The organism is Roseomonas sp. OT10, from assembly GCF_020991085.1.
Classification (GTDB): Bacteria; Pseudomonadota; Alphaproteobacteria; order Acetobacterales; family Acetobacteraceae; genus Roseomonas; species Roseomonas cutis.
In genome coordinates this window covers 2,491,109-2,518,028 of the sequence record NZ_CP087719.1, presented here as the reverse complement: position 1 = coordinate 2,518,028, position 26,920 = coordinate 2,491,109, and the positions used below count along the sequence as shown (strand labels likewise).

27 protein-coding genes are annotated in these 26,920 nt (G+C 73.9%); 17 read left to right on the top strand and 10 right to left on the bottom strand.

The window, feature by feature from the left end; genetic code table 11:
- Window positions 1-20: 20 nt before the first annotated feature.
- The 4 genes from rsfS to LPC08_RS11560 form a co-directional block, all read right to left on the bottom strand.
- Window positions 21-449: a ribosome silencing factor gene (rsfS, locus tag LPC08_RS11575; protein ID WP_230453062.1), complete on the bottom strand. Its 429-nt coding sequence runs from the start codon at window positions 447-449 to the stop codon at window positions 21-23.
- A 707-nt stretch (window positions 450-1,156) separates the two neighbouring features.
- Complete coding sequence (locus LPC08_RS11570; protein WP_370643335.1) at window positions 1,157-1,912, bottom strand: nicotinate-nucleotide adenylyltransferase; 756 nt, start codon at window positions 1,910-1,912, stop codon at window positions 1,157-1,159.
- A 32-nt stretch (window positions 1,913-1,944) separates the two neighbouring features.
- Window positions 1,945-2,820 carry a 2-keto-4-pentenoate hydratase gene (locus tag LPC08_RS11565; protein WP_230452817.1) on the bottom strand — a complete coding sequence of 292 codons (876 nt, stop codon included), beginning with the start codon at window positions 2,818-2,820 and terminating at the stop codon, window positions 1,945-1,947.
- 66 nt (window positions 2,821-2,886) lie between these two features.
- Complete coding sequence (locus LPC08_RS11560) at window positions 2,887-4,152, bottom strand: glutamate-5-semialdehyde dehydrogenase (RefSeq protein ID WP_230452816.1); 1,266 nt, start codon at window positions 4,150-4,152, stop codon at window positions 2,887-2,889.
- A gap of 75 nt (window positions 4,153-4,227) precedes the next feature.
- Here LPC08_RS11560 and LPC08_RS11555 point away from each other — a divergent pair, with 75 nt between their 5' ends.
- Both LPC08_RS11555 and LPC08_RS11550 read left to right on the top strand, forming a co-directional pair.
- Entirely contained in the window at window positions 4,228-5,928 is a 1,701-nt protein-coding gene (locus LPC08_RS11555; RefSeq protein ID WP_230452815.1) for a sensor domain-containing diguanylate cyclase, read from the top strand.
- A gap of 68 nt (window positions 5,929-5,996) precedes the next feature.
- Window positions 5,997-6,392: an MAPEG family protein gene (locus LPC08_RS11550; protein ID WP_230452814.1), complete on the top strand. Its 396-nt coding sequence runs from the start codon at window positions 5,997-5,999 to the stop codon at window positions 6,390-6,392.
- Window positions 6,393-6,398: 6 nt separating this feature from the next.
- On the opposite strand, the gene serB is transcribed toward LPC08_RS11550, so the two are convergent.
- The gene (serB, locus tag LPC08_RS11545; RefSeq protein WP_230452813.1) at window positions 6,399-7,307 is read right to left on the bottom strand and encodes a phosphoserine phosphatase SerB; all 909 of its coding nucleotides are present in this window, start codon (window positions 7,305-7,307) and stop codon (window positions 6,399-6,401) included.
- 29 nt (window positions 7,308-7,336) lie between these two features.
- On the opposite strand from serB, the gene miaA reads away from it, so the two are divergent.
- From miaA to ilvC, 5 genes are all read left to right on the top strand, one after another.
- The gene (gene miaA / locus LPC08_RS11540; protein ID WP_230452812.1) at window positions 7,337-8,308 is read left to right on the top strand and encodes a tRNA (adenosine(37)-N6)-dimethylallyltransferase MiaA; all 972 of its coding nucleotides are present in this window, start codon (window positions 7,337-7,339) and stop codon (window positions 8,306-8,308) included.
- Between the two features lie 73 nt (window positions 8,309-8,381).
- Complete coding sequence (locus LPC08_RS11535) at window positions 8,382-10,175, top strand: acetolactate synthase 3 large subunit (protein ID WP_230452811.1); 1,794 nt, start codon at window positions 8,382-8,384, stop codon at window positions 10,173-10,175.
- Between the two features lie 10 nt (window positions 10,176-10,185).
- On the top strand, window positions 10,186-10,701 hold the full coding sequence (ilvN, locus tag LPC08_RS11530; RefSeq protein ID WP_230452810.1) for an acetolactate synthase small subunit: 516 nt from the start codon (window positions 10,186-10,188) through the stop codon (window positions 10,699-10,701).
- Between the two features lie 15 nt (window positions 10,702-10,716).
- Entirely contained in the window at window positions 10,717-11,244 is a 528-nt protein-coding gene (locus LPC08_RS11525; protein ID WP_230452809.1) for a hypothetical protein, read from the top strand.
- A gap of 99 nt (window positions 11,245-11,343) precedes the next feature.
- Window positions 11,344-12,360 (top strand): ketol-acid reductoisomerase, encoded by a 1,017-nt coding sequence (gene ilvC, locus LPC08_RS11520; protein WP_230452808.1) that lies wholly within the window; start codon window positions 11,344-11,346, stop codon window positions 12,358-12,360.
- Window positions 12,361-12,661: 301 nt separating this feature from the next.
- Here ilvC and LPC08_RS11515 read toward each other — a convergent pair whose 3' ends face one another.
- Genes LPC08_RS11515 through LPC08_RS11490 form a run of 5 tightly spaced genes read right to left on the bottom strand, consistent with a single transcriptional unit; the run spans window position 12,662 to window position 15,796 of the window.
- Entirely contained in the window at window positions 12,662-14,251 is a 1,590-nt protein-coding gene (locus LPC08_RS11515) for an ABC transporter substrate-binding protein (RefSeq protein WP_441295836.1), read from the bottom strand.
- A gap of 49 nt (window positions 14,252-14,300) precedes the next feature.
- Complete coding sequence (locus tag LPC08_RS26230; RefSeq protein ID WP_304622085.1) at window positions 14,301-14,678, bottom strand: DUF2155 domain-containing protein; 378 nt, start codon at window positions 14,676-14,678, stop codon at window positions 14,301-14,303.
- Window positions 14,675-14,908, bottom strand: a complete 234-nt coding sequence (locus LPC08_RS11500; RefSeq protein WP_230452806.1) for a hypothetical protein — start codon at window positions 14,906-14,908, stop codon at window positions 14,675-14,677. The genes LPC08_RS26230 and LPC08_RS11500 overlap by 4 nt, the downstream gene beginning before the upstream one ends.
- Window positions 14,905-15,423 carry an outer membrane lipid asymmetry maintenance protein MlaD gene (gene mlaD / locus LPC08_RS11495; RefSeq protein WP_230452805.1) on the bottom strand — a complete coding sequence of 173 codons (519 nt, stop codon included), beginning with the start codon at window positions 15,421-15,423 and terminating at the stop codon, window positions 14,905-14,907. The genes LPC08_RS11500 and mlaD overlap by 4 nt, the downstream gene beginning before the upstream one ends.
- A gap of 19 nt (window positions 15,424-15,442) precedes the next feature.
- Window positions 15,443-15,796, bottom strand: a complete 354-nt coding sequence (locus tag LPC08_RS11490; RefSeq protein WP_230452804.1) for an NADH:ubiquinone oxidoreductase subunit NDUFA12 — start codon at window positions 15,794-15,796, stop codon at window positions 15,443-15,445.
- 156 nt (window positions 15,797-15,952) lie between these two features.
- On the opposite strand from LPC08_RS11490, the gene LPC08_RS11485 reads away from it, so the two are divergent.
- The 10 genes from LPC08_RS11485 to LPC08_RS11440 all read left to right on the top strand — a co-directional run bounded on the left by LPC08_RS11485 (window position 15,953) and on the right by LPC08_RS11440 (window position 26,767).
- Window positions 15,953-17,464, top strand: coding sequence for a TSCPD domain-containing protein (locus LPC08_RS11485; protein ID WP_230452803.1), 1,512 nt, complete (start codon window positions 15,953-15,955; stop codon window positions 17,462-17,464).
- A gap of 160 nt (window positions 17,465-17,624) precedes the next feature.
- A complete protein-coding gene (locus tag LPC08_RS11480; RefSeq protein ID WP_230452802.1) occupies window positions 17,625-18,092 on the top strand; it encodes a RidA family protein in 468 nt (155 codons plus the stop codon).
- A gap of 11 nt (window positions 18,093-18,103) precedes the next feature.
- Complete coding sequence (locus tag LPC08_RS11475) at window positions 18,104-18,466, top strand: nuclear transport factor 2 family protein (protein ID WP_230452801.1); 363 nt, start codon at window positions 18,104-18,106, stop codon at window positions 18,464-18,466.
- A 78-nt stretch (window positions 18,467-18,544) separates the two neighbouring features.
- Window positions 18,545-19,705, top strand: coding sequence for a GNAT family N-acetyltransferase (locus LPC08_RS11470; protein WP_230452800.1), 1,161 nt, complete (start codon window positions 18,545-18,547; stop codon window positions 19,703-19,705).
- A 150-nt stretch (window positions 19,706-19,855) separates the two neighbouring features.
- Complete coding sequence (locus LPC08_RS11465; RefSeq protein WP_230452799.1) at window positions 19,856-20,731, top strand: DMT family transporter; 876 nt, start codon at window positions 19,856-19,858, stop codon at window positions 20,729-20,731.
- Window positions 20,728-22,734 carry a DNA/RNA helicase domain-containing protein gene (locus LPC08_RS11460; RefSeq protein WP_230452798.1) on the top strand — a complete coding sequence of 669 codons (2,007 nt, stop codon included), beginning with the start codon at window positions 20,728-20,730 and terminating at the stop codon, window positions 22,732-22,734. The genes LPC08_RS11465 and LPC08_RS11460 overlap by 4 nt, the downstream gene beginning before the upstream one ends.
- A gap of 128 nt (window positions 22,735-22,862) precedes the next feature.
- On the top strand, window positions 22,863-23,948 hold the full coding sequence (locus LPC08_RS11455; RefSeq protein ID WP_230452797.1) for an Ig-like domain-containing protein: 1,086 nt from the start codon (window positions 22,863-22,865) through the stop codon (window positions 23,946-23,948).
- Between the two features lie 50 nt (window positions 23,949-23,998).
- The gene (locus LPC08_RS11450) at window positions 23,999-24,850 is read left to right on the top strand and encodes an endonuclease/exonuclease/phosphatase family protein (RefSeq protein ID WP_230452796.1); all 852 of its coding nucleotides are present in this window, start codon (window positions 23,999-24,001) and stop codon (window positions 24,848-24,850) included.
- 41 nt (window positions 24,851-24,891) lie between these two features.
- Entirely contained in the window at window positions 24,892-25,749 is an 858-nt protein-coding gene (locus LPC08_RS11445; RefSeq protein WP_230452795.1) for an alpha/beta hydrolase, read from the top strand.
- A gap of 133 nt (window positions 25,750-25,882) precedes the next feature.
- Window positions 25,883-26,767, top strand: coding sequence for a polyphosphate kinase 2 family protein (locus LPC08_RS11440; protein WP_230452794.1), 885 nt, complete (start codon window positions 25,883-25,885; stop codon window positions 26,765-26,767).
- Window positions 26,768-26,920: the final 153 nt, after the last annotated feature.

The window sequence follows — 26,920 nt, the reverse complement described above, 5'->3', positions numbered from 1 at the left end:
AGTGGGGCGCGGGCCGTGGCTCAGTCCTCCGACAGCTCGTCGTCCGCCTCGTCCTCGGCCATCTCCTCCGCCTCCTCGGTGGCGGAGGCGGGGGTGCTTTCGGGCGCTCCCTCGGCCGGGGGGCTGCCGGGGCCCCACATGCGCTCCAGCGCGTAGTTGAAGCGTGCCTCGGGCTTGAACAGGTGGACCACCACGTCCCCGGCATCGAGCAGCACCCAGTCGGGCGAGGCCTCGGTGCGGATGCGGCGGACGCCCTCCTTCTCCAGCGCCTCCTCCAGATGCTGCGCCATGGCCTGGATCTGGCGGTCGGCGAGGCCGGTGGCGACCACCATGCGGTCGGCGAAGGAGGAGCGGGTGGCGACGTCCAGCACCACCACGTCCTCCGCCTTGTCATCCTCCAGCGAGGCGACGGCGGCCGCGACGATCCGCTCCAGCAGCGGCGGCGGCAGCTTGGCGCGGCGGGCGCGCGGCGTGGGGCCGGCGGCGACCTGGCGCTTGCGGCTGCCCTCGGAGGCGGCGGGGGCCTTGGCCGCGGGCGCCTTCGCGGCGGCGCGGCGCGGCTTCGCCGCCGCCTCCGCGGCCGGCGCGGCCGCGGCCGGGCGCGTGGCGCGCTTGGCGGGAGCCTCCTCGGCCGCCCGGGCGCGGCTGGCCGTGGTCCGGGGCGTCGTCGCCTTGGTGCCACGCGTCGTGGCCGCCTTGGGCGCGGGCGCCCTGGCGGCCGCCGTCCGCGCGCCGGCTGTCTTCGGGGCAGCGGCCTTGGGGGCGGTCGCCTTCGGCGTGGTCCTGGACGCGGCGCCCTTCGGGGTGGCGGCCTTGCCGGCGGGCGCCTTCGCGACGCGCGCCGGCTTCACCGCCGGCTCGGCCTCGGCGGCCGCGCGCTGGCGCGGCGACGGCGCCCCGGCGGCGGGCTTCGCGGGGCTGCGGGTGGTCCTGGCGGTACGCGGCGCGGGCTGGTCCCCCGTCTGCCTGGGCGTGCGGGCGATCTCCGCCTCCTCTTGCTCTGATCCGTCGGGGTCGGTCCGGCCGGTGCTCGGGCTCTAACACATCGCCCGCCCGCTGCACCCCGTCCGCGGCCTTCAAATGCGCTTTGGCAGGGTCCCGTCACCAGGGCCTGGAACCTGGGGTTCAGGGCCCCGGAGGGTCAGGGGACCGGGGGTCAGGGGCCGGGGCGCCGTTCCTCCGCCCGCCGGGCCGCGGCGGCGCGCAGGGCGGTGGCGCTGGCCGGATGCTCCCAGGCGGGGATCAGGGTCCAGCCGGCCTGCGGGGTGGGCTGCCGCAGCACGGTGCCGGCGGTCGGGGCGCCGGCCAGAAGCGCCCCCGGCCGCCGCCGGTGCCGCCGCAGCGCCGAGGCCGCCTGGCCGCGCAGCGCCCTCCGGGTCCAGTCCGGGCGGGGCAGCACGGCGAGCGGGGTATGCCGCGCCAGCCGCTGCCAGCCGCCCCAGCGCGGCAGCTGCCACAAATTGTCCGCCCCGATCAGGAAGACGAAGCGCACCCGGGGGAACAGCTTGCGCAGCCGGGCCAGGGTGCGCTCCGTGCGGCGGTAGCCCAGCGCCGCCTCGATCCCCGTCGCCACCACCTGGCGCCCGTCCGCGATGCCCTCGGCCCAGGCCAGGCGCTGGCGGAAGGGGGCCATGCCGCGCGCCGGCTTGAGCGGGTTGCCCGGCGAGACCAGCAGCCAGACGGCGTCCAGCCGCAGCGCGCGCAGCGCCTGCTGCGCGACATGGGCATGGCCGGGATGGGCGGGGTTGAAGGAGCCGCCGAGCAGCCCGATCCGCGCCCGCCGGCCGTCGCCGCGCGGCCCGGGGGCGGCCAGCGGCGGCCGCACCTTCCGCGTGGCGACGATCCGGACGAGGTCCTGGCCGAGGGAGGCGGGCGGCGGCATGGGGCTGGCCAGCCCCCTTTCGATGAACAAGCGCGTGGCGTCCTGGTCCCGGTGCGCCGTGGTCAGCGCAGGGTGACGCTGACGGGGATCGGCGCGTCCAGCAAGCCCGTGTAGGTCACGGTGTAGGTGCGCCCCGCCTGGGCCGGCAGGGCGGGGGAGAAGCCGCCGAGCGAGATCAGGTCCCCGGGCTTCAGCGCCGTGCCGCGCGCGGCGAGGTCCTGCACCAGCCAGGGGATGACGTCGAGCGGGTGGCCCAGCAGCGCCGTGCCGGCGGCGGAGGACAGCTCCTTCGTGTCGTCGGCGATGCGCACCGTCATGCTGCCCAGCCGCGCGGCGAACTCCTCGGTGGCCGGCGGCTCGAAGGGTGTGCCCACCACGCCCAGCCGCGCGCCGACGCCGATCGCGAGCAGGTTCGGCCCGTCCATCTTGCTCATGTCGGCCAGGGCGAGGTCGGGCATCTCGATGAAGGGGATCACCTGGTCGAGGTGGCGCAGGATCGCCACCCGGTCCTTGCCGGCCGCGGCGATGCCCGCGTCGCGCACGCGCACCACCAGATCGGCCTCCACCGTCGGCACGGCGGCATAGGGCATGGCGACCGTGCCGCCGGAGCGGGTGCCGACCGTGGATTCGTAGATCGGCGCGGCGACCGGGTGCGGCACGCCGAAGCGGCGTTGCGCGGCGTCGTTGGTCAGCCCGACCTTCCAGCCGACGACGCGCCCGAGCGTCGGGCTCATCAGCGGCACCAGCTTCCCCTGGGCGCAGAGCCCGTCCGCGAGGCTCGATCCCGGCGGCAGCACCGGCTGCACCGGCTGGCTGGCGAGCAGCGAGCGGGAGAGGGCCTGCATCGCCGCGTCGTCGGGACAGGCGGCGCCGGCGGCGGCCGCCCCGGCGAGGACGAGCGGGACGGCCAGGGTGGCGGCGAGCAGGCGGCGACGCATCGGATGGTTCTCTCCCAATCCCGTCGCGCCCGATGCGCGCGGGGGCCCGCGCGTCACGCCCGCCCTTCAGGGGCGGGTCTGGCCGGTGCCGATCACATGGTAGCGGTAGGTGCAGAGCTGTTCCACGCCCACCGGGCCGCGCGCGTGCAGCCGGCCGGTGGCGATGCCGATCTCCGCCCCGAAGCCGAACTCGCCGCCGTCGCAGAACTGGGTGGAGGCGTTCCACATCCCCACCGCCGAGCCGATGCCGTCGAGGAATTCCCGCGCCGCCGATTCGTCGGCCGTCACGATCGCCTCCGTATGCTCGGAGCCGTGCCGGGCGATGTGGGCGAGCGCCGATTCCACCCCGTCGACCACGGCGACGTTCAGCACCGGGGCGAGCCATTCGGTCGAGAAGTCGGCCTCCGTGGCGGCAGGCAGGTCGGCCACGATCGCCTGCGCGCGCGCATCGGCGCGGAAGTCGCAGCCCAGCGCGCGCAGGTCGGCGACGAGCAGCGGCAGCAGCGACGGCGCGATGGCGGCGTCGATCAACAGCGTTTCCGTCGCGCCGCAGATGCCCGTGCGGCGCATCTTGGCATTGGCCAGGATGGTGCGCGCCATGGCCGGGTCGGCGGCGGCATGGACGTAGGTGTGGCAGAGCCCCTCGGCATGGGCGAGGACGGGCACCCGCGCCTCCTCCAGCACCCGCGTCACCAGCCCCTTGCCGCCGCGCGGGATGATCAGGTCGATCAGCCCGGAGGCGCGCAGCATGGCGCCGACATAGGCGCGGTCCGCATCGGGGGGGATCTGCACCGCCGCCCCCGGCAGCCCGGCGGCGCGCAGCCCGTCGAGCAGGCAGGCGTGGATGGCCCGCGCGCTGTGCAGGCTCTCCTTGCCGCCGCGCAGGATCACCGCCGAACCGGCCTTCAGGCAGATGCCGGCGGCGTCCGCCCCGACATTGGGGCGGCTCTCATAGATCATGCCGATCACCCCCATGGGCTGGGCGACGCGGCGGATCACCAGCCCGTTGGGCCGGGTCCATTCCGACAGCACCCGGCCGACCGGGTCGGGCAGGGCGGCGATCTCCTCCAGCCCGCGCGCCATCGCCTCCACCCGGGCGGGGGTCAGCACCAGCCGGTCGCGGAAGGCCTCGGTCAGCCCGCTCGCTGCCTCCAGGTCGGCGGCATTGGCGGCCAGCACCGCCGCGCTCCGCTCCCGCAGGGCCGCGGCCGCGGCCAGCAGCGCCCGGTCGCGCTGCGGCCCCGGGACCCGCGCCAGCGTCCGGGCGGCGGCGCGGGCGGCCCGCGCGGCCCGGTCCAGGGAGGTGGCGGCGGTGTCGGCGATGACGTTCATGGCGACATCAGGTAGCGCCGGCACGGGGCCAGTGAAAGATGGCTCGTGCCAGGCAGATTTGCTACCTGTGCGTGCATGAAGGTCCGGCAATTCTTCTCGGAAGCCAGTACGGCGCGCTGGCTCATCGTCGCGGTGGCGCTGGCGGTGCTGCTGAGTACCGGCGCCTCCCTTCAGGGGCACCGGGAAACGGTCGCCCTGCAGCTCCAGGCGGCACGCCTGCGCCAGGACATGCTCGACGTGCGCAACCTGCGCGCCGCCCTGCTGGAGAGCGAGAGCGCGCTCCGCGGCTACCTCCTCTTCGGCAGCGCGCCCTACCTGACCCGCTTCGACCAGGCGGCCGCGGTGCTGGAGAACCCCGAGGCGCGGCGCATCGCCGCCCGCGTCGATGCGGAGCGCGCGCGGACGCAGTCGCAGCCGATCATGGGCAGCCTGCTCCGCATCGTCGCGGTGCGTCGTGACGTCCTGGCCCGGTTGCAGGAAGGCGACCGGGAGAGCGTGCTGGCGGAGGGGCGCAGCGGCGCGCCGCAGCAGGCGGCGGAGGCCGTCCGGCAGGCCATGCTGGGCTATCTCGCCCTGCGCGAGGCGGAGGCGGACGCCGTCGACGACTCGCTGGCCGAGATCCAGGCCTGGGTGCTGTGGCTCGTCGTGGCCAGCGCGCTGGTCACGCTGGGGGCGCTGGGCTTCGCCGGGCTGCAGGTCAGCCGCCGGGCCCGGTCGGCGATGGCGGCCCGGGAGGAGCTCGCGCGGCGCAATGACGAGGTCGGTGGCCTGCTGCGCATGAGCGACATGCTCCAGGCCTGCCAGAACGAGGAGGACCTGCGCCGCGTGGTGCTGCACACCGCGCCGGAGGTTCTGCCGGGGGTCCCGGGCGCGCTCTACGTCTTCAACAACAGCCGGGACCGGCTGGACGTGGCGGCGGTCTGGCCGGAGGGGACGACGCTCGCCGGGCCGGACCATTTCTCGCCCCAGGACTGCTGGGCCCTGAAGCGTGGCCGGCCGCACCTCTATGGTCCCGGGCTGGGCGTGCCCTGCGACCACGTCGCCAACGGCCTGCCCGGGCTGGACGTGCCGATGAGCGCGCGCGGCGAGGTGTACGGTGTCATGCAGTTCGGCTGCGCCGTCGCCGGGACCCCTGGGCCGAGGCCGAACCGCGACCTGGCCGTGGCGCTGGCGGACGGGGTCTCGATGGCGCTGGCTAACCTGTCGCTGCGCGAGAAGCTGCGCGGCCAGGCGCTGCGGGACCCTTTGACGGGGCTCTACAACCGCCGCTTCCTGGAGGAAGTATCCGAGCGCTACGCCGGCTCCACGGAACGGCGCGGCGCCTCCCTCTCCGTGGTGATGGTGGATGCGGACCACTTCAAGCAGGTGAACGACCGCCACGGCCATGCCGTGGGGGATGCGGTTCTGCGGGCGCTGGGCTCGCTGATCCAGGGCGCGCTGCGCAAGGGCGACGTCGCCTGCCGCTATGGCGGGGAGGAGATTCTGCTGCTCCTGCCCGACTGCGACCCGGCCGCCGCGCGGGAGCGGATGGAGGAGCTGCGCGTGCGGGTCTCCGGCCTGCACGAGGGCACGGACACCATCCTGCCGCGCGTCACCGTCTCCATCGGCATCGCGGCCATGCCGCAGCATGCCACCAGCGTGGCCGCGGCCATCAAGCGTGCGGACGAGGCGCTCTATGCCGCCAAGCAGGGTGGCCGCAACCAGGTGGTGATGGCCCGGCGGCCCGAGACCGAGGACTCGCAGCCACCCCATCTCGCCGACGCCGCCGCCGGCTGAAACCGCGGCTTGCGCCGTTCCGGTGCGTGCCGGCATCGTCCGCGGGCCACGGCCGGGGAATCGCCGCCATGACCACGGAACTGCGCTGCCTGGTCTGGGCCGCGGCCCTGGGCCTGCTGCACCTGCTCCTTGCCGCGGGCGCGACCCGGATGCAGCGGAACGACCTCGCCTGGGCGGCCGGCTCGCGCGACACGCCGCAGCCGCCGCCCACGGGCGTCGCCGGACGGCTGCAACGCGCCCAGGCCAACTTCCTCGAGACCTTCCCCCTCTTCGTCGCCGTGCTGCTGGCGGCGCAGCTCGGCGGGCGGACAGGCGGGGCGGCCGCGCTGGGGGCGCAGGTCTATCTCTGGGCCCGGGTGATCTACCTGCCGCTCTACGCGGCCGGGGTGCCGTGGCTGCGCAGCCTCGTCTGGGGTGCCTCGGTCGTCGGGATCGCGATGGTGCTGTTCGCGGCGCTGGGCTGAACCCGCTCAGCCCGGGACGATCTCCGCTGCCCGGTAGCCCTGGGCGTAGAGCAGGGTGGTCAGGTCGGTATGGTCCACCCGCGCCCGTGCGGCGGCGGCCACGATCGGCTTGGCGCGGAAGGCCACGCCCAGCCCGGCGGCGCCGAGCATCGCGAGGTCGTTCGCCCCATCGCCCACGGCGAGCGTTGCTTCCAGCGGCAGGCCCAGTTCGGCGGCGAGGCGCTTGAGCGTGGCGAGCTTGGCGTCGCGGTCGAAGACCGGCTCCGCCACCGTGCCGGTCAGGGCCGTGCCGTCGTCGAGCAGCACGTTGGCGTGGTGCGAGGTGAAGCCGCAGAGGTCCGCCACGCGGCCGGTGAAGTAGGTGAAGCCGCCCGAGGCCAGGGCGCAGTGCGCGCCGTTCGCGACCATGGTGCGGACCAGCGGCGCCGCGCCGGGGGTGAGCCGCACCTCCGCCCAGGTGGCCGCCAGCGCCTCCAGCGACAGGCCCTTCAGCATCGCCACCCGCTCGCGCAGCGCGGCGGCGAAGTCGAGCTCGCCGTTCATGGAGCGGCGGGTGATCTCGGCGACCTGCTCCTTCAGCCCGGCATAGGCGGCCAGTTCGTCCAGCGTCTCGCTGGTGACGATGGTGCTGTCCATGTCCGCGATGAGGAGGCGCTTGCGCCGGCCCTCGGCGGGCTGGGCGATGGCGTCCAGCCCCGCTCCCCCCGATCGGGCGGCGTCCAGGGCCTGGCGCGCGGCGGCGGCGGCCTGGTCCAGGGCGATCCCCGTGAAGGGCAGGTCCGCCGCGGTGGCCTCGGCCAGCCAGTCCGGTCGGCCGGGTTCGCCGCCCAGGGCGCGCAGGGCGTCGGCGGCGGTGGCGAGGTGGGAGCGGTCCAGCCCGCCGGGGGCTGCGACCAGGGTCAGGACGTGCGACATGCGGGGCGGACCATGCCGATCCTCCCGCGATGCAGCAACCACCCGCCCTTCTACCCCCCGCCCTGCTGATCGCCGGGCCGACCGCCAGCGGCAAGTCCGCGCTCGCCCTGGATCTGGCCGGACGCTTCGGCGGGACGGTGATCAACGCCGACAGCATGCAGGTCTACCGCGACCTGCGGGTGCTGACCGCGCGCCCCAGCATGGCGGAGGAGGCGCGGGTGCCGCACGCGCTCTACGGCGTGCGCGACGCGGCCGAGGCGGCGAGCGTGGCCTGGTGGCGGGAGGCGGCGCTGGCGGCGATGGCGGCCGCGCCGGACCTGCCCATCCTGGTCGGCGGCACGGGGCTGTACTTCCGCGCCCTGGCGGAAGGGTTGGCGCCCGTGCCGCCCGTCTCGGCAGAGGCACGGGAGGAGGCGAGGGGGCTGCTCGCCGCCGAGGGCCCCGCGGCGCTGCACGCCCGGCTGGCCGCGGCCGATCCCGGCACGGCGGCGCGGCTGCGCCCCTCCGACAGCCAGCGCCTCGCCCGCGCCTGGGAGGTCTGGCGCAGCACCGGCCGGGGACTGGCCGCCTGGCAGGCAGCACCGCCGGAAGGGGAGCCTCCGCCGTGGCGGTTCCTGGGCCTGCGGCTCGACCCGCCGCGCGATGCGTTGCGAGCCGCCATCCGCGCGCGCTGGCAGGCCATGCTGCGCGAGGGCGCGATGGAGGAGGTGCGGACGCTGCTATCGCGCGGGCTCGATGCCGCCCTGCCGGCGATGCGCGCCCATGGCGTGCCGGAGCTGCGCGCTGTGCTGGAGGGGCGCCTGGATCTGGACGCCGCCGGGGAGCGCGCCTGCCTCGCCATGGGCCAGTACACCAAGCGGCAGGCGACGTGGTGGCGGCACCACCGGCTGGGCGGCGATGGGACGGTGACGCATACGATCCATGCGCGATACGCGGGCCCTGAGCAACTTTCGGAAAGTCTGAACGCCGAAATCGTCGCTTTCCTTCATCGGGCGCGTTGACGCGCCGCAGCGGGGCGCCTAGACCTCCGCTCCCGCAACGCCCTTGCGCGGCCCGATCAGGAATACGACCGCCATGTCCGCCACCCTTCCCGCCGCTTCCGACGCCGCGATCATGACCGGCGCCGAGATCGTCCTGCGCGCGCTGAAGGACCAGGGCGTAGAGGTCATCTTCGGCTATCCGGGGGGCGCCGTCCTTCCGATCTACGACGCGATCTTTCAGCAGAACGCCATCCGCCACATCCTCGTCCGGCACGAGCAGGCCGCCGTGCACGCGGCCGAGGGCTATGCCCGCTCCACCGGCAAGGTGGGCTGCGTGCTGGTCACCTCCGGCCCCGGCGCGACCAACGCGGTGACGGGTCTGGTGGACGCGCTGCTGGACTCCATCCCGATCGTCTGCCTGACCGGGCAGGTGCCGACCCACCTGATCGGCAACGACGCCTTCCAGGAGGCGGACACCACCGGCATCACCCGCCCCGCGACCAAGCACAACTACCTGGTCAAGCGGATGGAGGACCTGGCCCGCACGGTGCACGAGGCCTTCACCATCGCCCGCTCCGGCCGCCCCGGCCCGGTGGTGATCGACCTGCCCAAGGACATCCTGATCGGCAAGGGCCGCTACGAGGAGGCGCCGACCGCCCCCCACCGCTCCTATCGCCCGCGCACGGAGCCCGATGCCGCCCGCATCGCCGAGGCAGTGGCGCTGCTGAAGGGCGCGAAGCGGCCGGTGATCTACACCGGCGGCGGCGTCATCAACGCCGGGCCGGAGGCGAGCGCGCTGCTGCGCCGTTTCGCCCAGGCGACCGGCTTCCCGGTGACGAACACGCTGATGGGGCTGGGCGCCTTCCCCGCCTCGGACCCGCAGTTCCTGGGCATGCTGGGCATGCACGGGACCTACGAGGCGAACCTCGCCATGCACGGCTGCGACGTGCTGCTGAACATCGGCGCGCGCTTCGACGACCGGGTGACGGGGCGGCTCGATGCCTTCTGCCCCGGCGCGAAGAAGATCCACGCCGATATCGACCCCTCCTCGATCAACAAGAACGTCGCGGTGGACGTGCCGATCGTGGGCGATGCCGGCGCCGTGCTGCGCGACCTGCTCGCCGCCTGGGAGGCGGACGAGCGGCCGCAGGACCGAGAGGCCCTGGCCGCCTGGTGGCGTCAGATCGGCCAGTGGCGGGAGAAGCAGTGCCTGCGCTACCGCCAGGAAGGCAGGATCATCAAGCCGCAGCACGCGGTGCGGCGCCTGTACGAGATCACCCGCGAGAGCGGGCGCGAGACCTTCATCTCGACCGAGGTGGGGCAGCACCAGATGTGGGCCGCGCAGTATTTCGGCTTCGAAAAGCCGAACCGCTGGATGACCTCGGGCGGGCTCGGGACGATGGGCTATGGCCTGCCGGCCGCCATGGGCGTGCAGATCGCCCACCCGGACGCGCTGTGCATCGACATCGCGGGCGAGGCGTCGATCCTGATGAACATCCAGGAGATGGGCACGCTGGCGCAGTACCGTCTGCCGGTGAAGGTCTTCATCCTGAACAACGAGTACATGGGCATGGTGCGCCAGTGGCAGGAGCTGCTGCACGGCTCCCGCTACTCCGAGAGCTACTCCGCCGCCCTGCCGGACTTCGTGAAGCTGGCGGAGAGCTTCCACGCCACCGGGCTGCGCGCCACCAGCGCGGACGACCTCGACCGGGTGATCCGCGAGATGATCGCGACCCCCGGCCCGGTGATCGCCGACATCGCCGTCGACCAGAAGGAGAACGTCTTCCCGATGATCCCGTCCGGGGCGGCGCATAACGAGATGATCCTGGGCCCGGGCCAGGAGGGCGGCGTCGCCGGCGTCACCGACGAGGGCAAGGTGCTGGTCTGAGGCGCTGACGATGTCCGGAATGATGCAGCGCGCCGCGACCATCGCGGTGCTGGTGGAGAACGAGGCGGGCGTGCTGGCCCGCGTCATCGGCCTGTTCTCGGGCCGCGGCTACAACATCGAGAGCCTGACCGTGGCCCCTGTGGATGAGGAGAAGCGCCTGTCGCGGATCACCATCGTCACCACGGGGACGGAGATGGTGATCGAGCAGATCAAGGCCCAGCTCGACCGGCTGGTGCCCGTGCACATGCTGTCCGACCTGACCATGGAGGGGCCGCACCTGACGCGCGAGCTGGCGCTCATCAAGGTGGTGGGGCGCGGCGAGGGACGGATGGAGGCGCTGCGCCTGGGCGACGCCTTCCGCGCCCGGGTCGTGGACGCCACCACGGAGAGCGTGGTGTTCGAGATGACCGGCAACGCCGACAAGATCGACGCCTTCATCGCGCTGATGCGCCCGCTCGGCCTGGCCGAGGTCAGCCGCACCGGCGCCGTCGCCATCGCGCGGGGCACCCGGGCCCTCGCCGCCTGAGGGGAGCGGCGACTGATGAGCGACGGCGGCGACCGGAAGGGCGAGGGCGAGCGGATCGGACGCGCCGCCTATGTCGAGGCGGTGATCAAGATCATGCTGGAAGCCAGCGCGATCGCGCGGCACCAGGAGACGCTGCGGGTCAGCGTCTCCGCGGCGCTGCTCGCCCTCGGTGCCGCGCTGGTCGCGCTGTTCGGCGTGCAGCTCCGCGAGGCGACGCCGCTCACCGCGCCGCGGCTGGAGGCGGGCATCGCCGCCGCGCTGACCCTGGTGGGGCTCGTCGGTCTGGTCTTCACCATCCGCAACTACGAACGCTACCGCATCTTCTCCAAGACCGCCTTCGCCTATCTGGCGATGCTCGACGCGGAGTTCGCGAAGGACGGCCATGCCCGGCTGCTGCCGGTGCAGGAGGCTGTCCGGCGCGAGGTCCAGGGCCGCGCCCCGCTCGGCCTGCTCGACCACGAGAGGGTCTGGGTCGGCCTGTTCTCCCTCTTCACGGCGATGGGCGTGCTGCTGCTCGCCGCCGCCGTGTTCCGTCTCCTCTAGGGGCGCGCCATGCCGGCCGCCCCTTGCGCCACCCCCATTCCGCCGGCACCGACGCCGCGCGGCTGAACCCATCCGCCGAACCAAAGAGAGGACGCTAGGATGCGCGTGTATTACGACCGCGATGCGGACGTGAACCTGATCAAGGGCAAGAAGGTCGCCGTGATCGGCTTCGGCAGCCAGGGCCATGCCCATGCGCAGAACATGCGCGATTCCGGCGTGAAGGAGGTCGTGATCGGCCTGCGCCCGGGCGGCTCCGCGCAGAAGGCCGAGGCGGCCGGCTTCAAGGTGATGTCCCCCGCCGAGGCGGCGAAGTGGGCCGACGTGGTGATGGTGCTGACCCCGGACGAGGGCCAGGGCGACCTGTACCGCGAGCAGCTGCACGCCAACATGAAGGAAGGCGCGGCGCTGGCCTTCGCGCACGGGCTGAACGTGCACTTCAACCTGCTCGACCCGCGCCCCGACCTCGACGTCTTCATGATCGCGCCGAAGGGCCCGGGCCACACCGTGCGCTCGGAGTACCAGAAGGGCGGCGGCGTGCCCTGCCTCGTGGCCGTGGCGCAGAACCCGTCCGGCAACGCGCTGGAGATCGCGCTCTCCTACGCCTCCGCCGTCGGCGGCGGCCGCTCGGGCATCATCGAGACGACCTTCAAGGAGGAGTGCGAGACCGACCTGTTCGGCGAGCAGGTCGTGCTCTGCGGCGGCCTGGTCGAGCTGATCAAGGCGGGCTTCGAGACGCTGGTCGAGGCCGGCTACGCCCCCGAGATGGCGTATTTCGAGTGCCTGCACGAGGTGAAGCTGATCGTCGACCTCATCTACGAGGGCGGCATCGCCAACATGAACTACTCCATCTCCAACACGGCCGAGTACGGCGAGTACGTGACGGGTCCCCGCATCATCACCCCGGCCACCAAGGCGGAGATGAAGCGCGTGCTGGACGACATCCAGTCGGGCAAGTTCGCCCGCGACTGGATGCTGGAGAACCGGGTCAACCAGGCGTCCTTCAAGGCCACCCGCCGCCGCCTCGCCGAGCACCCGATCGAGGAGGTCGGTGAGAAGCTGCGCGACATGATGCCGTGGATCAAGAAGAACGCCCTGGTGGACAAGGCGAAGAACTGAGGCTCGTCCCCGTGGCCCGGGGAGAAGGCCCTGCCTTCTCCCCGATACCCCTCATCCGCCAGGACTCTGCGAGCCCTGGACCCGAGGGGCGCTGCCGCGCGGCAGGCTGCACCGGCATCGCGGCGCCGGAGGTCGATGACCTCCGGCGGGCAACGCCGCCTCGCGCGCTGACGGCCAGATTGTTTTCCTTGGGCCGGCACCGAACCCGCGGGCGGAGCCCGCGTGGCGCGTGCGCAGGCCCCACCCCCTCGCGGACTCCCGAAAGAGGGAGGGGGCGCGGGGGAGGTCGCTCCCCCCGGATCTACCCCCGCCGGACGCCCCAGAACACCGGAGCCCCCTTCACCACCCCCGTCAGGTCGCTGCGATAGGCGGTGTTCTGGTAGAACAGCCCGAGCGGGATGAAGGGCAGGTCGGCGAAGGCCGCCTCCTGCATCTCCCGCCCGATCGCCGCCTGCTCCGCCTCCGGCGCGTCGAACCAGCGGTCGCGCAGCGCCTCCAGCCGCTCGCTCACCGGCCAGCCGACGATGCTCTTCCGCCCGCTGCCGCGCAGGTAGTTGTGCGCCGCCGGGTTCATCCAGCTCGCGCCCGCGGTGCTGATGCAGGTGACGTTCCAGCCGCCGCCGGCCGGCGGGTCCTGGTTGGCGATGCGGCGGATGAAGGTGCCGAAATCCATCGACTGCTGGTCGAGGTTCACGCCGCAGCGGCGCAGCATGTCCGCCGCCACCTCGTTGGTCGCCGTCACGGAGGGGTAGTCGGTCGGCTGCACCAGCACGACCTTCTCGCCCTTGTAGCCCGCCGCCTCCAACGCCCGCCGCGCCGCGCCGAGGTCGCGCGGGCCGGTCAGCGCGGCCATCCCCGCATCGCTGGCCATGGGCGAGCCGGGCAGGAAGAAGCCCAGATCGGTGCGCCACAGGGAACGGTCGTCGCCCGCCACGGCCTGCATGAAATCCGCCTGCGCCACGGCAGGCAGCAGGGCACGGCGCATCTCCGGCCGGTCGAAGGGCGGGTGCAGCTGGTTGAAGCGCAGGAAGCAGGGGGAGCCGGTGGTCTCCAGCACCTCCAGCCGGACGTCGCGCCGGCGCCGCAGCGCGGCGGCCAGGTCGGCGGGCGGCTGCTCCCACCAGTCGATCTCGCCCTGTTGCAGGGCGGCCGAGGCGGTGGCGGGGTCGGGCATGGAGAGCCACTCCACCCGATCGACATTCACCACCTTCGGTCCGGCGAGCAGGCTGGGCGTGCCGTCCCCGCGCGGGACGTAGCCCTCGAACTTCCGGTAGACGGTGCGGGCGCCGACCACGCGCTCCTCGGCCACGAAGCGGAAGGGGCCGCTGCCGACCATCTCCGTCACCTGCGTGCCGGGATCGGTCTTCGCCAGGCGCTCGGGCATGATGAAGCAGTTCATCGTGCCGGGCTTGCCCAGCGCATCCGCCAGCATGGGGAAGGGGCGCTTCAGCCGGAAGACGATGCGCGAATCGTCCGGCGCCGACAGCTCCTCCACCACGCCCATCAGCGCGATCCCGAAGGTGTCGCGCGCGCCCCAGCGGCGGATGCTGGCGACCGCGTCGCGCGCCCGCACCGGCTCGCCGTCGTGGAAGCGCAGCCCGGGACGCAGGGTGATGGTCCAGCGCCGGCCATCGTCCTCCACGACGTGGCCGGCCGCCATCTGCGGGTGAACGCGCAGGTCGGTGTCCACGCCGTAGAGCGTGTCGAAGACCATCAGCGCGTGGTTGCGGGTGACCACCCCCGGCGTCCAGTGCGGGTCGAGGATGGTCAGCTCGGTCTGCGCCACGAAGCGCAGCGGCGTCGCGGCCTGGGCCCGCCCCAGGCGCGGCACGGCCAGCGCGGCGCCCATGGCCAGGACCGCGCGGCGGGGGAGGGTGGGCATCCGGCTCATGCGCCGCAAGGTGGCGGGGCGGCCCCGCCCGGTCAACGCGGCCGACGGGTCAGCGGCACTCCAGGATGCGGAGGTCGTAGACCGGATGCTCCAGCATCGACACGGCGGGCGCATTGGCCAGCATCCAGCCGCGGAACGCCGGCGGTGACCCCTGGGGCAGGAGGCTGTCCGTCACCTCGATGAAGGCGGCGGCATCCGGCACCTCGTCGGGCGGGCGGGCGTTGCAGGCGCGCACGGTGATGGTCAGCGTGCCGAAGCGCACCGGGGTGTTCACCTTCGCTTCCAGCACCGTGACCCGGGCCGTCACCTTGTCCAGCGCCTGCAGCTTCGCCGTCTGCGCGGGGACCCATTCCTGTGCCCCGGCCGGCGAGGGCGCCGACAGGGCCAGCGGCCACAGCAGGGCGGCGACCAGAAGGGCGCGCCTCATGACGGCTGCCCGCCGCCGGGCGGCTTCGGGCTGGGCAAGGCATCGACCAGCGCGTGCAGGATGCGGCGCATGGCGGAGTCGTCCACGCCCATCAGGACCGCGTCCTCGAAGGCGTCGCGCAGCACCTGCGCGGCCTCCGCATGGTTCTCGGCCAGCATCTTCAGCTTCTCGCGGCAGGAGACCGGCGCGCCATCGGCGCCCGGCCATGTCCCCGGCGGATCGAGGCTCATGGCCGCGCGGGGGCCGGGGCCGGGGCGGGCGAGGGCGCGGGCTCGTTCCCCTTGGTGGAGGCCAGTTCCGTCACGGAGAAGATGAAGCGGCCCAGCAGGCTCTCGAGGCTGACCGCAGGCTGGGTGATCGTGATGGTGCCGCCATCGGGCAGCAGCCTGTCGCTGCCGCCGGGCACCAGCGCCACGTACTTGCCGCCCAGCAGCCCCTCGGAGGTGATCTCGGCCGAGGTGTCGTCGGGCAGCTTCAGCGCGCCGTCCACCTGCAGGCGAAGCACGGCGAGGAAGGTGTTCGGGTCGATGCGCTGGTCGGTGACGTTGCCCACCCGCACGCCGGCGATGCGGACATCCGCGCCGGGAGCGAGCCCGTCGATGCGGTCGAACCTCGCCGTCAGGGTCAGCCCCGAACCCGCGGCGGTCCGCCCGGAATGGCTCAGGGCATAGACCAGGAACGCCGCGGCCACGCCAAGGATCACCAGCCCGGCCAGGATTTCCGCCCAGCTCCTCCGCCCCTTCACGCCCGGTGCTCCGGCGGCATCAGCTGCCCGGTGTCCAGGCCTCGTAGTCGCCGGCGGTCTGCCGGCGCTGCCCGCCTTCGTAGTCGTGGCCGCTGGGACGGTAGGCGAGGGCGGTGCCCGTCAGGTTGGGCTGGTGCTCGAGCTGCCAGGGGTAGCGCTTCTGCTCGTCCAGCACGGGGGTCGCGTGGTGCAGCCAGCCATGCCACTCGGGCGGCACGTTCGTCGCCTCCGCATCCTTGGCATAGACGACCCAACGGCGCGTGTGCGCGAAGCCCGGCACCACGCGGCGCGTCTCGTAATACACGTTGCCGAAGCGGTCGGTGCCGACCTGCCGGCCCTTGAGGGGGGAGAACAGGCGCAGGAACAGGGACATGGGGCCTCCGGAAGCGGGCGATATGGCATGGTCGGACCGCGCATGAAAGTCCGCCCCGGCAAGACCGAGTCGGTAACACCGCATCTGGTGGTCAAGTCCCCGGGAACCCCCAAGATGCAGCTTCACCGCCCGCCGGGCGGCCTCTAGGATGGGGCCATGCCCCAGACCGACGGCACCCCCTGGTCCGACGTGACGCTCCGCCGCCTTCCCGGCCGGGCCGATCCCGACTCCGCCTCCCGCCCCGTGGCCATCCCCGCCGCCTGGGACGCGGCGGAGGCGGCGGCGGATGCGCTGGCGGCCCTGGCGCCGGCCGGCCGGCCCGCCTCGCTGCCGAAGCTGGCCGAGGCCTGGCTGAAGCGCGTGGCCGAGGGCGCGGCAAGGACGGGCCTGCTGCCCCCTGAGGCCGCTGCGGCGCTGGTCGCGGACCTGCGCGCCCTGCTCCTCCTGCGGCGGGGTGCCCCGGGGGAATCGGTCTGGACCGGCGAGGCCGAGGACGCGCCCCGATTCGTGCTGAACCTGCCGGCCTTCCTGGACGAGGAAGGCGGCTTCGACGCGGCGGCCTATGCCGCGGCGGCGCGGCTCGCCGTGCTGGGGCTGGAGGCGCTTTCCGCCGGCAAGGCGCGCCGCCTGCGGGTGGGGTTCGCCGATCTCGCCGGCCTGCTCGCCGGGCTCGGCCTCGACTATGAGGGCGCGGAGGCAAGGAACGTGGCCGCCGCCGTGGCGGCCCTGACCCGGGGTGCCGCCGAGGCCGCCAGCGGCGAATGCGCCGAGGCGCTGGGCGAGCGTGTCCCGCTGGCCCTGGACTGGCCGGCCCCGCCGGAGGCCACCGCCGTTCCGGGCCTCGCCGCCGCCGCCCGCGCGGCACTGGACGCCGCGGCCGGCGCACCGGGGCTGCGCCACGAATCCGTCTTCGCCCTGTCCCCCGCCGATGCGGTGGAGGCGTTGCTGGGCGCCGAATCCGCGGGCTTCGCCCCGGCCGCCGGCCCCGGCCGCCGGGACCCGGTCCTGGGCGAGGTGCCGACGGCTGCCGCGCGCCGTGCCGGTGCGCGGGCGGCATCGCTGCTGGCGCCGCGTCGCCCGGCCGCGCGCGCCGCCATGGCCGCGGTGCTGGCCCCCTGGCTGCGCGAAATCCCCGCTCCACCCGTTCCGGCCGCCGCGCCGCGGCCGGCGCCCAGCCCGGTCGACGCCCACCGCGCCCTGCGCGGGCGTGCCTGGAAGGTGGCAGTGGGCGGCCACCGCGTGACCCTGCACGCGACCGACCATCCGGACGGGACGCTGGCCGAGATCTCGCTGAACCTCGCCAAGGATGGGGCGGCGTTCCGTGGCCTGCTCGACGCGCTGTGCCAGACGGTGTCCCTCGCCCTCGCGCGCGGCGTGCCGCTGGCGGAGCTGGTGCAGGCGCATGCCTATACGCGCTTCGGCCCGGCCGGCGCGGTGGAGGGCGACCCGTCCATCCTGCGGGCCAGCTCCATCCTGGACTGGGCGTTCCGCCGGCTGGCGCTCGAGTACCTCGACCTTCCGCCCCTGGCCGATCCGGCCGAGGAGGAGTGCGCCGCCGAATCGGCCGGCTCGCCGGGGCAGCAGCAGCCGCTCCTCCCGCTGGGCGGCCCCGGCGCGGCGGGGCCGGGCCCGCGGCCGCGCCGCCGCGCCCTGCGGCTGGTGGGGTAGGCTGTCGCATGTCCGGCGGGATCGCCCGGGGCGTGGCCCGTGCGGTCAGGCGCCGCGCCGGTGGAGATCAGGGGTAGCGGGGTCGGCAAGGGGCCGGGCCTGACCGGGCCGGCGGCGGCGTGCCAGGATGCGCCCCGCCGCCACAGATGAAAGGACCTCCATGGCCGGAACCATCGACGCCCGCCTGAAGGAGTTGGGGATCGCCCTGCCCGAGGCGGCCAAGCCCGTGGCGAACTATGTGCCCACCGTCCGCAGCGGGGACCTGCTGGTCGTCTCCGGCCAGATCCCGTTCCGGGACGGCAAGATCGCCTATACCGGCAAGCTCGGGCAGACGGTGACGCTGGAGGATGGCCAGGTCGCCGCGCAGCTCTGCCTCATCAACGTGCTGGCGCAGGCGAAGCTGGCGCTGGAGGGGGATCTGGACCGGATCGTCCGGGTCGTCCGCCTCGGCGGCTTCATCGCCTGCGATCCCGCCTATACCCAGCATGCGACCGTGATGAACGGCGCCTCCGACCTCGCCGTGGCGGTGTTCGGCGATGCCGGGCGCCACACCCGCTCGACGATCGGCGTCGCCTCCCTGCCCATGGACGCGGCCGTCGAGGTCGAGGCGATGTTCGAGGTCCAGTGACGCCGGCCGCGATGTCCCCGGCCGAGGCGCTGCTCCGCCGCTGGATGGACAGCGGCGACCACGGCCTGCTGGCCGGGGATGTCGTCTGGGAGGTATCCCCGGGCTATCCCGTCCCGCGCACCTCCTGGCGCGGGCGGGCGGAGGTCGAGGGGGTGTTCTTCCCCACCCTCCGCCGGACCTTCCCGGTCTGGAGGATCCGGCCCTCCGCCTTCGCCCCGCTGGCGGATGGACGGCTGGTGGTGACCGGGCATTACGAGGCCGGGCATGCCGATGGGCGGGAGGGGCAGGTTCCCTTCCAGCACCTCTGGACCATCGCGGGCGACCGGATCGCGGCGGTGGAAGCGGTGGCGGATTTCGCGGCCTTCGCCGGGTGACCTCCCGTGGGCGGGCGGCCGCCGGCCCGTCGCGCAGGAGTGGCTTGCGCTGGCCATGCTGCGGCGCACATTTCCCGAATGCCCGACGGCACGCCTGAGCTGACCCTCTCCCTGCATCCGAAGATCGCCGCGATTCCGCCGGCCGACTGGGATGCCTGCGCCGGGCCGGACAACCCCTTCGTCTCCCATGCCTTTCTCCTCGCCCTGGAGGAAAGCGGCTCGGTCGGCGGGCGCAGCGGCTGGCTGCCGCAGCACGCCGCGCTGCGCGGGCCGGACGGGCGGCTGCTGGCCGTGGCGCCGGCCTATGCCAAGGCGCATTCCTATGGCGAGTACGTCTTCGACCACGCCTGGGCCCATGCCTTCGAGCAGGCGGGCGGGCGGTATTACCCCAAGCTGCTGGTGGCGGTGCCGTTCAGCCCGGTGCCCGGGCCGCGCCTGCTGACGCGCCCCGGCTCCGGCCTGCCGCCCGCCGCCCTGGCGCAGGCGTTGCGGCAGGTGACGGGCGAGCTGGACCTGTCCTCCTGCCACGTCACCTTCTGCACCGGCGCCGAGTGGGAGGCGCTGGGCGAGGCCGGCTGGCTGCGGCGACTCGGCACCCAGTTCCACTGGGAGAATCCGGGCTACGCCGGCTTCGACGACTTCCTCGGTGCGCTCTCCAGCCGCAAGCGCAAGGTGCTCCGGCGCGAGCGGCGCGACGCGCAGTCGGCCGGCCTGGCCTTCCGCGCGCTGCGCGGCAGCGAGGTCACGGCGGCGCAGTGGAAGACCTTTCACCGCTGCTACCTGCACACCGCCGACCGGAAATGGGGCAGCCCCTACATCACCGGGCGCTTCTGGCCGCTGCTGGGCGAACGCCTGGGCGACCGCGTGGTGCTGATGATCGCCGAACGGGATGGCGAGATGGTCGCGGGCGCGCTGAACCTGATGGGAACGGACACGCTGTTCGGCCGCAACTGGGGCAGCCTGGTGGAGGCGCCGTTCCTGCACTTCGAGCTCTGCTACTACCAGGCGATGGACTTCGCGATCGCGCAGGGCCTGGCGCGGGTCGAGGCGGGGGCGCAGGGCGAGCACAAGATCCAGCGCGGCTACCTGCCGCAGCCGACCTACTCGGCGCACTGGATCGGGCATGCGGGGCTGCGCCGCGCCGTGTCGGACTTCCTGGAGCGCGAGCGGCCGGCGATGCGGGCGGAGATGGCGGCGCTGGCCGAGGCGTCGCCGTTCCGGCGGGAGGGGGAGGGCTAGGTCGGATCACCGAACGGCGGCATCGTCCGGCGGCGTGCGTCCCTTCATCCATCGACAGGCCGGAGCATCCGTGGTGAACGACTGTGAACCGGGCATGCTCCAGGCCCGCCTCCTGCCGCGGCAGCCGCCGGCGGCCGTGTCGCCGCGATCGTGCTGACCGCCTACGCCCAGCTCGCCGCCGCCATGGCGCTGTCCGGGGCGAATGTGGCGGTGGCCAAGCTGCTTGCCGGGGCGCTGCCGATCGCGATGATCCTCGGCCTGCGTTGCCTCATCTCCTCCGCCGTGTTGTTGCCGCTGGCGCTGCGGCGCGACGGCGCCCGCCTGCCGCCCCCGGGCGTCCTGGGGAACCTGTTCTGGCAGGCGCTGTTCGGCACCGTGCTCTACAATGCCGCGCTGCTGCTGGGCCTGCGCCTGACCACGGCGCTGGAGGGCGGGCTGGTGCTCGCCACCTTGCCGGCCGTGGTGGCGCTGGGCTCGGCGCTGTTCCTCGGCGAGCATCTGCCGGTGCGCGTCTGGCTGGCGGCGCTGCTGGCGGCGGGCGGGATCGCGGCGGTGACGCTGGCGCGGCTCGCCCCCGGCGCGGGCGGCAGTCTGGCGGGCAACGCCCTGGTCTTCGTCGGGGTCTGCGGCGAGGCGGCCTATGCGCTGCTGGCCAAGCGCAGCGTCGGGCGCCTGCCGGTGGTGACCGCCAGCCTGTGGATGCAGCTCTTCTCCGCGCTGCTGCTGCTGCCGGCCTGGCTGCCCTGGGCCGGCGAGGCGGCGGTGCTGGCCGATCCCATCCTGGCCGGGCTGCTGCTCTTCCACGCGCTGACGGCGAGCCTGCTGAGCCTGCTGCTCTGGTACGCCGGGCTGGTGCGGGTGCCGGCGGGAACGGCGGGGGTGTTCATGGCCTTCCTGCCGGCCGCGGCGGCGGTGTCGGCCCTGCTGTTCCTGGGGGAGACGGCGACGGCCACGCATGGGCTGGGCTTCGCGCTGATGCTGGCGAGCGTGCTGCTCGCGACCTGGCCGGCCCGGTCGCGCACATGAGGGCGTGGCTCTCCTGCACGGGCGCGGCGCTGCGGGCGGCCGATCCGGCCGACATCTCCGCCCGCCTCTCCGCCGCCCAGGCGCGGCGCGGCCTCGATGCCACCTATGCCCAGCTTGCCGCCTGGGAAGCCGCGGCGGCGGTGCTGCGCGATGCCGTCGCGGCCTGTGGCGGCGAAGGCTGGACGGTGGCCTTCGAGTACGAGCTGCTGCGGCTGGAGAAGCGCATCGATGCCGTGGTCCTGACCGACCGCGCCATCCTCGTGCTGGAGTTCAAGGGGGAGGGCTTCTCCGCCGCCGACCTGCGGCAGGTCGAGGATTATGCGCTGGACCTGCGCGACTTCCATGCCGGCAGCCGGGCGCATCCGATCGTGCCGATCCTCGTGCCGCAGCTTGGCCCCGATCCGCGGCCGGTGCAGCCGGTGCTGCTCTGGCACGGCGTGGTGCCGGCGCTGCGCACCGGCGCCAGCGGCCTGCCGGGCCTGCTGCGCTGGGTGCAATCCAGCATCCCGCCGCCGTCCGCGCCGCTCGACGGTGCCGCCTGGCTCGCGGCTGCCTACCGGCCGGTGCCGACCATCGTGGAGGCGGCGACCATGCTCTACGCCCGCCATGGCGTGGCGGAGATCGCCGCGGCGCGCTCGGATGCCGCCAACCTGACGCGCACCACCGCAGCGATCGGCCGCGCGCTGGAGGCTGCCCGGCGCGACGGCGCGAGGGTGGTGATCTTCGTCACCGGCATTCCTGGCGCCGGCAAGACGCTTTGCGGGCTGAACGCCGTCTTCGGCGCGGCGCGCCAGGACGGCGCCGCCTTCCTCACCGGCAACGCGCCGCTGGTCGCGGTGCTGCGCGCGGCCCTGGCGCGCGATGCGGTGGCGCGCGGCGAATGCGGGCGCGGCGAGGCGGAGCGGCGCGTGCGCATGGCGCTGCAGAACGTGCATGCCTTCCTGGCCGAGCACGCCACCGACCCGCAGCGCCGCCCGCCGCCGGAGCGGCTGATCGTCTTCGACGAGGCGCAGCGCGCCTGGGACGCGGCGCAGGCCGGCCGCGACACGCTGCGCCGCAAGGCCGTGCTGACGGCGAGCGAGCCGGCGCATACGCTGGAGATCATGGCGCGGACGGAGGGCTGGTCCGCCGTCGTCGCGCTGATCGGCCAGGGGCAGGAGATCAACACGGGCGAGGCGGGCCTCCTGGAATGGGGCCGCTGCCTGGCGGCCGACGGAGGGTGGCGCGCGGTCGCGGCCCCGCGCGTGCTGGAGGGCGCCGACCCGGCGCAGCGCCTGGCGGCGGAGCGGCCGCCCTGGTTGTCGCTCGACCCCGATCTCGACCTGACGGTGCCGATCCGCGGCATCCGCAGCGCCGCCGTCGCGCCCTGGGTGGAGGCGCTGCTCGACGGCCGCTTCGCCGAGGCGGCGCGCATCGCCGCGACGGCGGAGGGCGGCTTGCCCGTCTTCCTGACGCGCGACCTGTCCGAATTGCGGGCCGCGCTGCGCGGTCTTGCCCGGGGCGAGCGCCGCGCCGGCATCCTGCGCAGCGCCGGCGCCCGACGGCTGCGCGGCGAGGGCTTCGGCGAGGAGGTGCCCGCCGATGCCGTGCCCGACTGGTTCCTGAACCGCTGGCCGGATGTCCGGGCCTCGGATGCCTTGGAGACCGGGGCGACGGAATACGCCTGCCAGGGGCTGGAGCTGGACGTGGCGGGCCTGGCCTGGGGCGGCGACTTCCTGGCGGCACCGGGCGGCTGGACGGCCCGGCGCTTCGTCGGCACGGCGTGGCAGGCGGTGCGGCAGCCGCGGGAACGCGACTTCATCCGCAACACCTACCGCGTCCTGCTCACGCGGGCGCGCTATGAAACGGTGGTCTGGGTGCCGCGCGGGGATGCCGGGGACAGGACGCGGCAGCCCGCCGAGATGGATCTGGTGGCGGGCCGGCTGCTGTCCTGCGGGGTACGGCCGATGGCCCTGGACAGGATGGCGCCGGAGCCGGCGGACCCCGTCGCCCTGTTCCCCTGACGGGCGGCGCCGCGCCCGGCCCCACCGCCCTCCGTGGCGAGATTCGCGCATTAATTGTATGAACACAACCTTGACGTGTTGAATCCGGTGCGCACGCTAGGGACTCTGCTCCTGTCGATAGGTGCCCCATGCCGGATGCGTCGACCAAGCTCCCGCTCAACATCGCCCCGTTTGCCAGCGACGACACCATCACGGGGGATGGTGGGGTGTTCGCCATCACCTTCGATGACCTCCTGGCCAACGACAGCGATGGCGATGGCGACGCGCTGACCATCGTCGCCGTGGGCGACGCCGCCAAGGGGACGGTCCTGCTGATCCCGGACCAGGCCATCCTCTACTTCCCTGGCCTGGATTTCCTCGGCCACGACAGCTTCGACTACACCGTCTCGGACGGTGCCGGCGGGACGGCCACGGCGACCGTGACCATCGACCTGAGGCGCATGGCCACGCTGGACGTGACCCTCGCCGAGGACAGCCCCATCGTCGTCGCCACCAACGACCTCGCCGCTTCTGGCGGCCGGACGGTGTTCACCCAGCCCGCCCATGGCACGGTCACGCTGGAAGCCGTCCCGGGCGGGCCGGGGGAGCGGATCGTCTATACCCCCGATCCCGACTATGTCGGCGACGACAGCTTCAGCCTTGTCTACCTGACCGCGGCCGGTCCCCAGGCGCAGCAGGCGGTCAGGCTGACGGTCACGCCCACCGCCGGCCCCGCCACGCCCCTCTACCTCCGTGGCGGCGCAGGGGCGGATGCCATGGACCACTCCGCCGCCACCGGGCGCGTGCTGCTGGCCGGGCTGGACGGGGCGGACACGCTCATCGGCGGCCGGGACAACGATGCGCTGAACGGCGGCATGGGCGACGACGTGATCCTCGGCGGCGACGGCAGCGATCTCATCACCGGCGGCGCCGGGGTGGATCGCGTCGCGGGGGGCGCGGGGCAGGACACTTTCCTCTTCGCCGCCAGCGACCTGGCGCTGTCCGGCGAGGTGGACCGGATTCTCGACTTCGAGGGGGCCGGCGTCGCGGGCGGGGACATGATCCGGTTCGAAGGCTTCGGCGAGAACGCCGCGCTGGCCTGGGTGGGCACCATCGGCGAGGCGCATCTCTACGAGGTCCGGGACGGGTTCGGCCGGCCCCTGGGACAGCTCGCGGTCAGTGCCGGCGGCGTGCCGGGCGATCGGCTGACGGCCGGGGACTACGCCTTCGCCTAGGGCATTTTTCGGGGAAAGCCTGTGAACCGGAAATGCTCTAGAAGCCGGGCATGCTGCGTCTTCTGCTTGCCCTCTTCCTCCTCGCTGCCGCGCCATTGCGGGCCGAGGAGATCAAGCTCGCCACCTGGAACCTCTCCTGGCTGACCACGCGGCCGGCCAGCGACCGTGCCCTGCCGCGCGACGTCTGGACGCGCGACGAGGAGGACCTCCGCCGCCTGCGTGGCTATGCCGAGCGGCTGCGGGCGGATGTCCTCGCCATGCAGGAGGTGGATGGGCCGGAGGCCGCCGCCCTCATCCTTGACCCGGCGGAGTGGACCCTGTTCTTCCCACGCGAGCGCGACGTGCAGCGCGTCGCCATCGCCGTGCGCCGCGGCCTGCGTGCGACGCAGAACCCGGACCTCGCCGGTCTGGACCTGCGCGGCCAGGCGCGCTTCAGCCTGCGGCGCGGCGTGGACGTCACGCTGGAGGCGGGCGGAAGCCGGTTGCGGCTGCTGGCGCTTCACCTGTCCGGTGGATGCCGGCAGGAGGCGTTGTCGGGATCGCGCGACTGCGAAGACCTGCGCGAGCAGGCCTCGGTCCTGGCCGGCTGGATCGCCCAGCGGCGCGAGGAGGGGGTGCCCTTCGCGCTCCTTGGGGACTTCAACCGCCGCATGGACCGCCGCGATGACCCGTTCCTGCCGCTGCTGGAGCGACAGGCGCCGCTGCTGCGCACGACGGCGGGTGCATCGAACCCCTGCTGGGGCGGGCGCTCCTTCATCGACCATATCCTGCTGGGGGGGGCGGCGCGGGGCTGGCTGGTCCCCGACAGCCTGCGGGTCCTGGTCTATGCCGAGCGCGGGCCGGAATGGCGCCGCCGCCTCTCCGACCACTGCCCCGTCTCCGTCCGGCTGCGGCTGCCCTGACGGGTGCGGCCCGATGCGGATGGCCTGACGGGGCCGGGCTGATGCGGGTCGGGCGACGGTCGCTGCTGGCCGGTGGGACGGCGCTGGCCGTCGCCGGCTGCTCGGAGCTGGACCTGCTCAGCCTCGTCGCCCCGCGCGGCGGGCTGCGGACGCAGCGCGACCTGCGCTACCGGCCCGGCCCGCGCGGCACGCTGGACCTGCACCGGCCCGCCGTCCCGCGTCCAGAGGCGCCGCTGCTGGTCGTGTTCCACGGCGGCGGCTTCGGCGGCGGCGACAAGAGTCAACTGCTGTTCCTGGCAGAGGCCCTGGTCCGGCTGGGCGGGCCGGTGGCCATGCCGAACTACCGGCTGGTGCCGGAGGTGCGCTGGCCCGACTTCGTCGAGGATGCGGTCGCGGCCGTCACCTGGCTGCTGGCTGGAGCCGGGGCAGGGCGGCAGGTGGTGCTGCTGGGCTATTCCGCCGGCGCCTTCCTGGCCGCGGCCCTGGCCATCGACCCGCGATGGCTGGGCGGCCAGCGCGCCCGGCTGTCCGGCTGGGTGGGGCTGTCGGGCCTGTACGAGATCCCGCCCGGCAGCGCCTTCGCCGGCCCGGCCGGCGGCAGCGGGGCGGTGCTGCCCGCCGACCCCGCCGCGATCGTCGGCGCGCCGCCCGCCCTGCTCCTGCATGGCGGGACGGATCGCGTGGTGCCGCCGGATCAGGCACGACGCCTCGGCGCCCGGCTCCGCGCGGCCGGTGTGCCGGCGCGCGTGGTCGTGGAGCCGGAGCGGGGGCATCTGGGCGTGATGGCCTCGCTGGCCTTCCCGGTGCGGATGCTGGGCCTGCTGCCCGGCACGACGGCGGGCGAGGAACTGGCCGGCTTCGTGGCCTCTCCTGCCGCCTGGGCCGGCGCGGCCGGCTGATTCGTCAAGGTCCGCAGCCGAGGCGCTGCTCTGGCGTTCCGGGCCTTGGGCGCGACATGCTGCGCCATGATGGCAGCTGTGCCCCGGGCCGGGCTGGGTGGCTGCACAGGCGGGGAAGGGAGCCAACCTCGGCATGGGGACACACGACGATCTGAAGCGCCTGACGGCCCGGTGCCGGGTGACCAGTGGCAAGGGATTTGACCTCGGCGCGCGGGCGACGGACGAGAAGGGCGGGGTCGACCTGGATAAGAAGGCCAGCGCCGCCGTCCTGTCCGACCACGTCGGGCGCATCGCCGCGTTGCAGGACATGCTGCATGCGCAGGATCGCTGGGCGGTGCTGTGCCTGTTCCAGGCGATGGACGCAGCGGGCAAGGACGGCACCATCAAGCACGTGTTCAGCGGCGTGAACCCGCAGGGCTGCCAGGTGCAGGCCTTCTCCGCGCCGGGCGGGGTGGAGCGCGACCACGACTTCCTCTGGCGTCACGTCATGTACCTGCCGCAGCGCGGGCGCATCGGCATCCACAACCGCTCCTGGTACGAGGAGGTGCTGGTGGTGCGCGTTCACCAGCGCATCCTGGCGGGGCAGAAGCTGCCGGCCCGCGTCGTGACCGACCAGATCTGGGATGAGCGGCTGGAGGACATCGCCGGCTTCGAGCGCTACCTGACGCGCCAGGGCATCGTGGTGCTGAAGTTCTTCCTGCATGTCGGTGAGGAGGAACAGCGCGCGCGCCTGCTGGCCCGCATCGACCAGCCGGACAAGAACTGGAAGATGAACACGGACGACCTCAAGGACCGGGCGCTGTGGAAGCAGTATGCGCAGGCCTACGAGGCCGCCATCCGGGCCACCGCCACGTCCCACGCCCCCTGGTTCGTGGTGCCAGCGGATCGGAAGTGGCTGGCGCGCCTGATCGTCGCCCAGGTGGTGGTCGAGGCGCTGGAAGGCCTGGGCCTGAAATATCCGACGGTAGACCAGGACCAGCGCGTCGCGCTCGAGGAGGCGCGGCAGTACCTGACCTGATGACGGATAGTGCATGTCTTGATCGGCGCCGGTACGGCGCTGCGCCCGTGGCCCGGGGGCAAGGCGCTGCCTCGCCCCCGTACCCCCACTCCGCCAGGACCCTGCGGGCCCTGGACCCGATCAGCGCTGCCGCGGGACAGCCGGATACGGGGT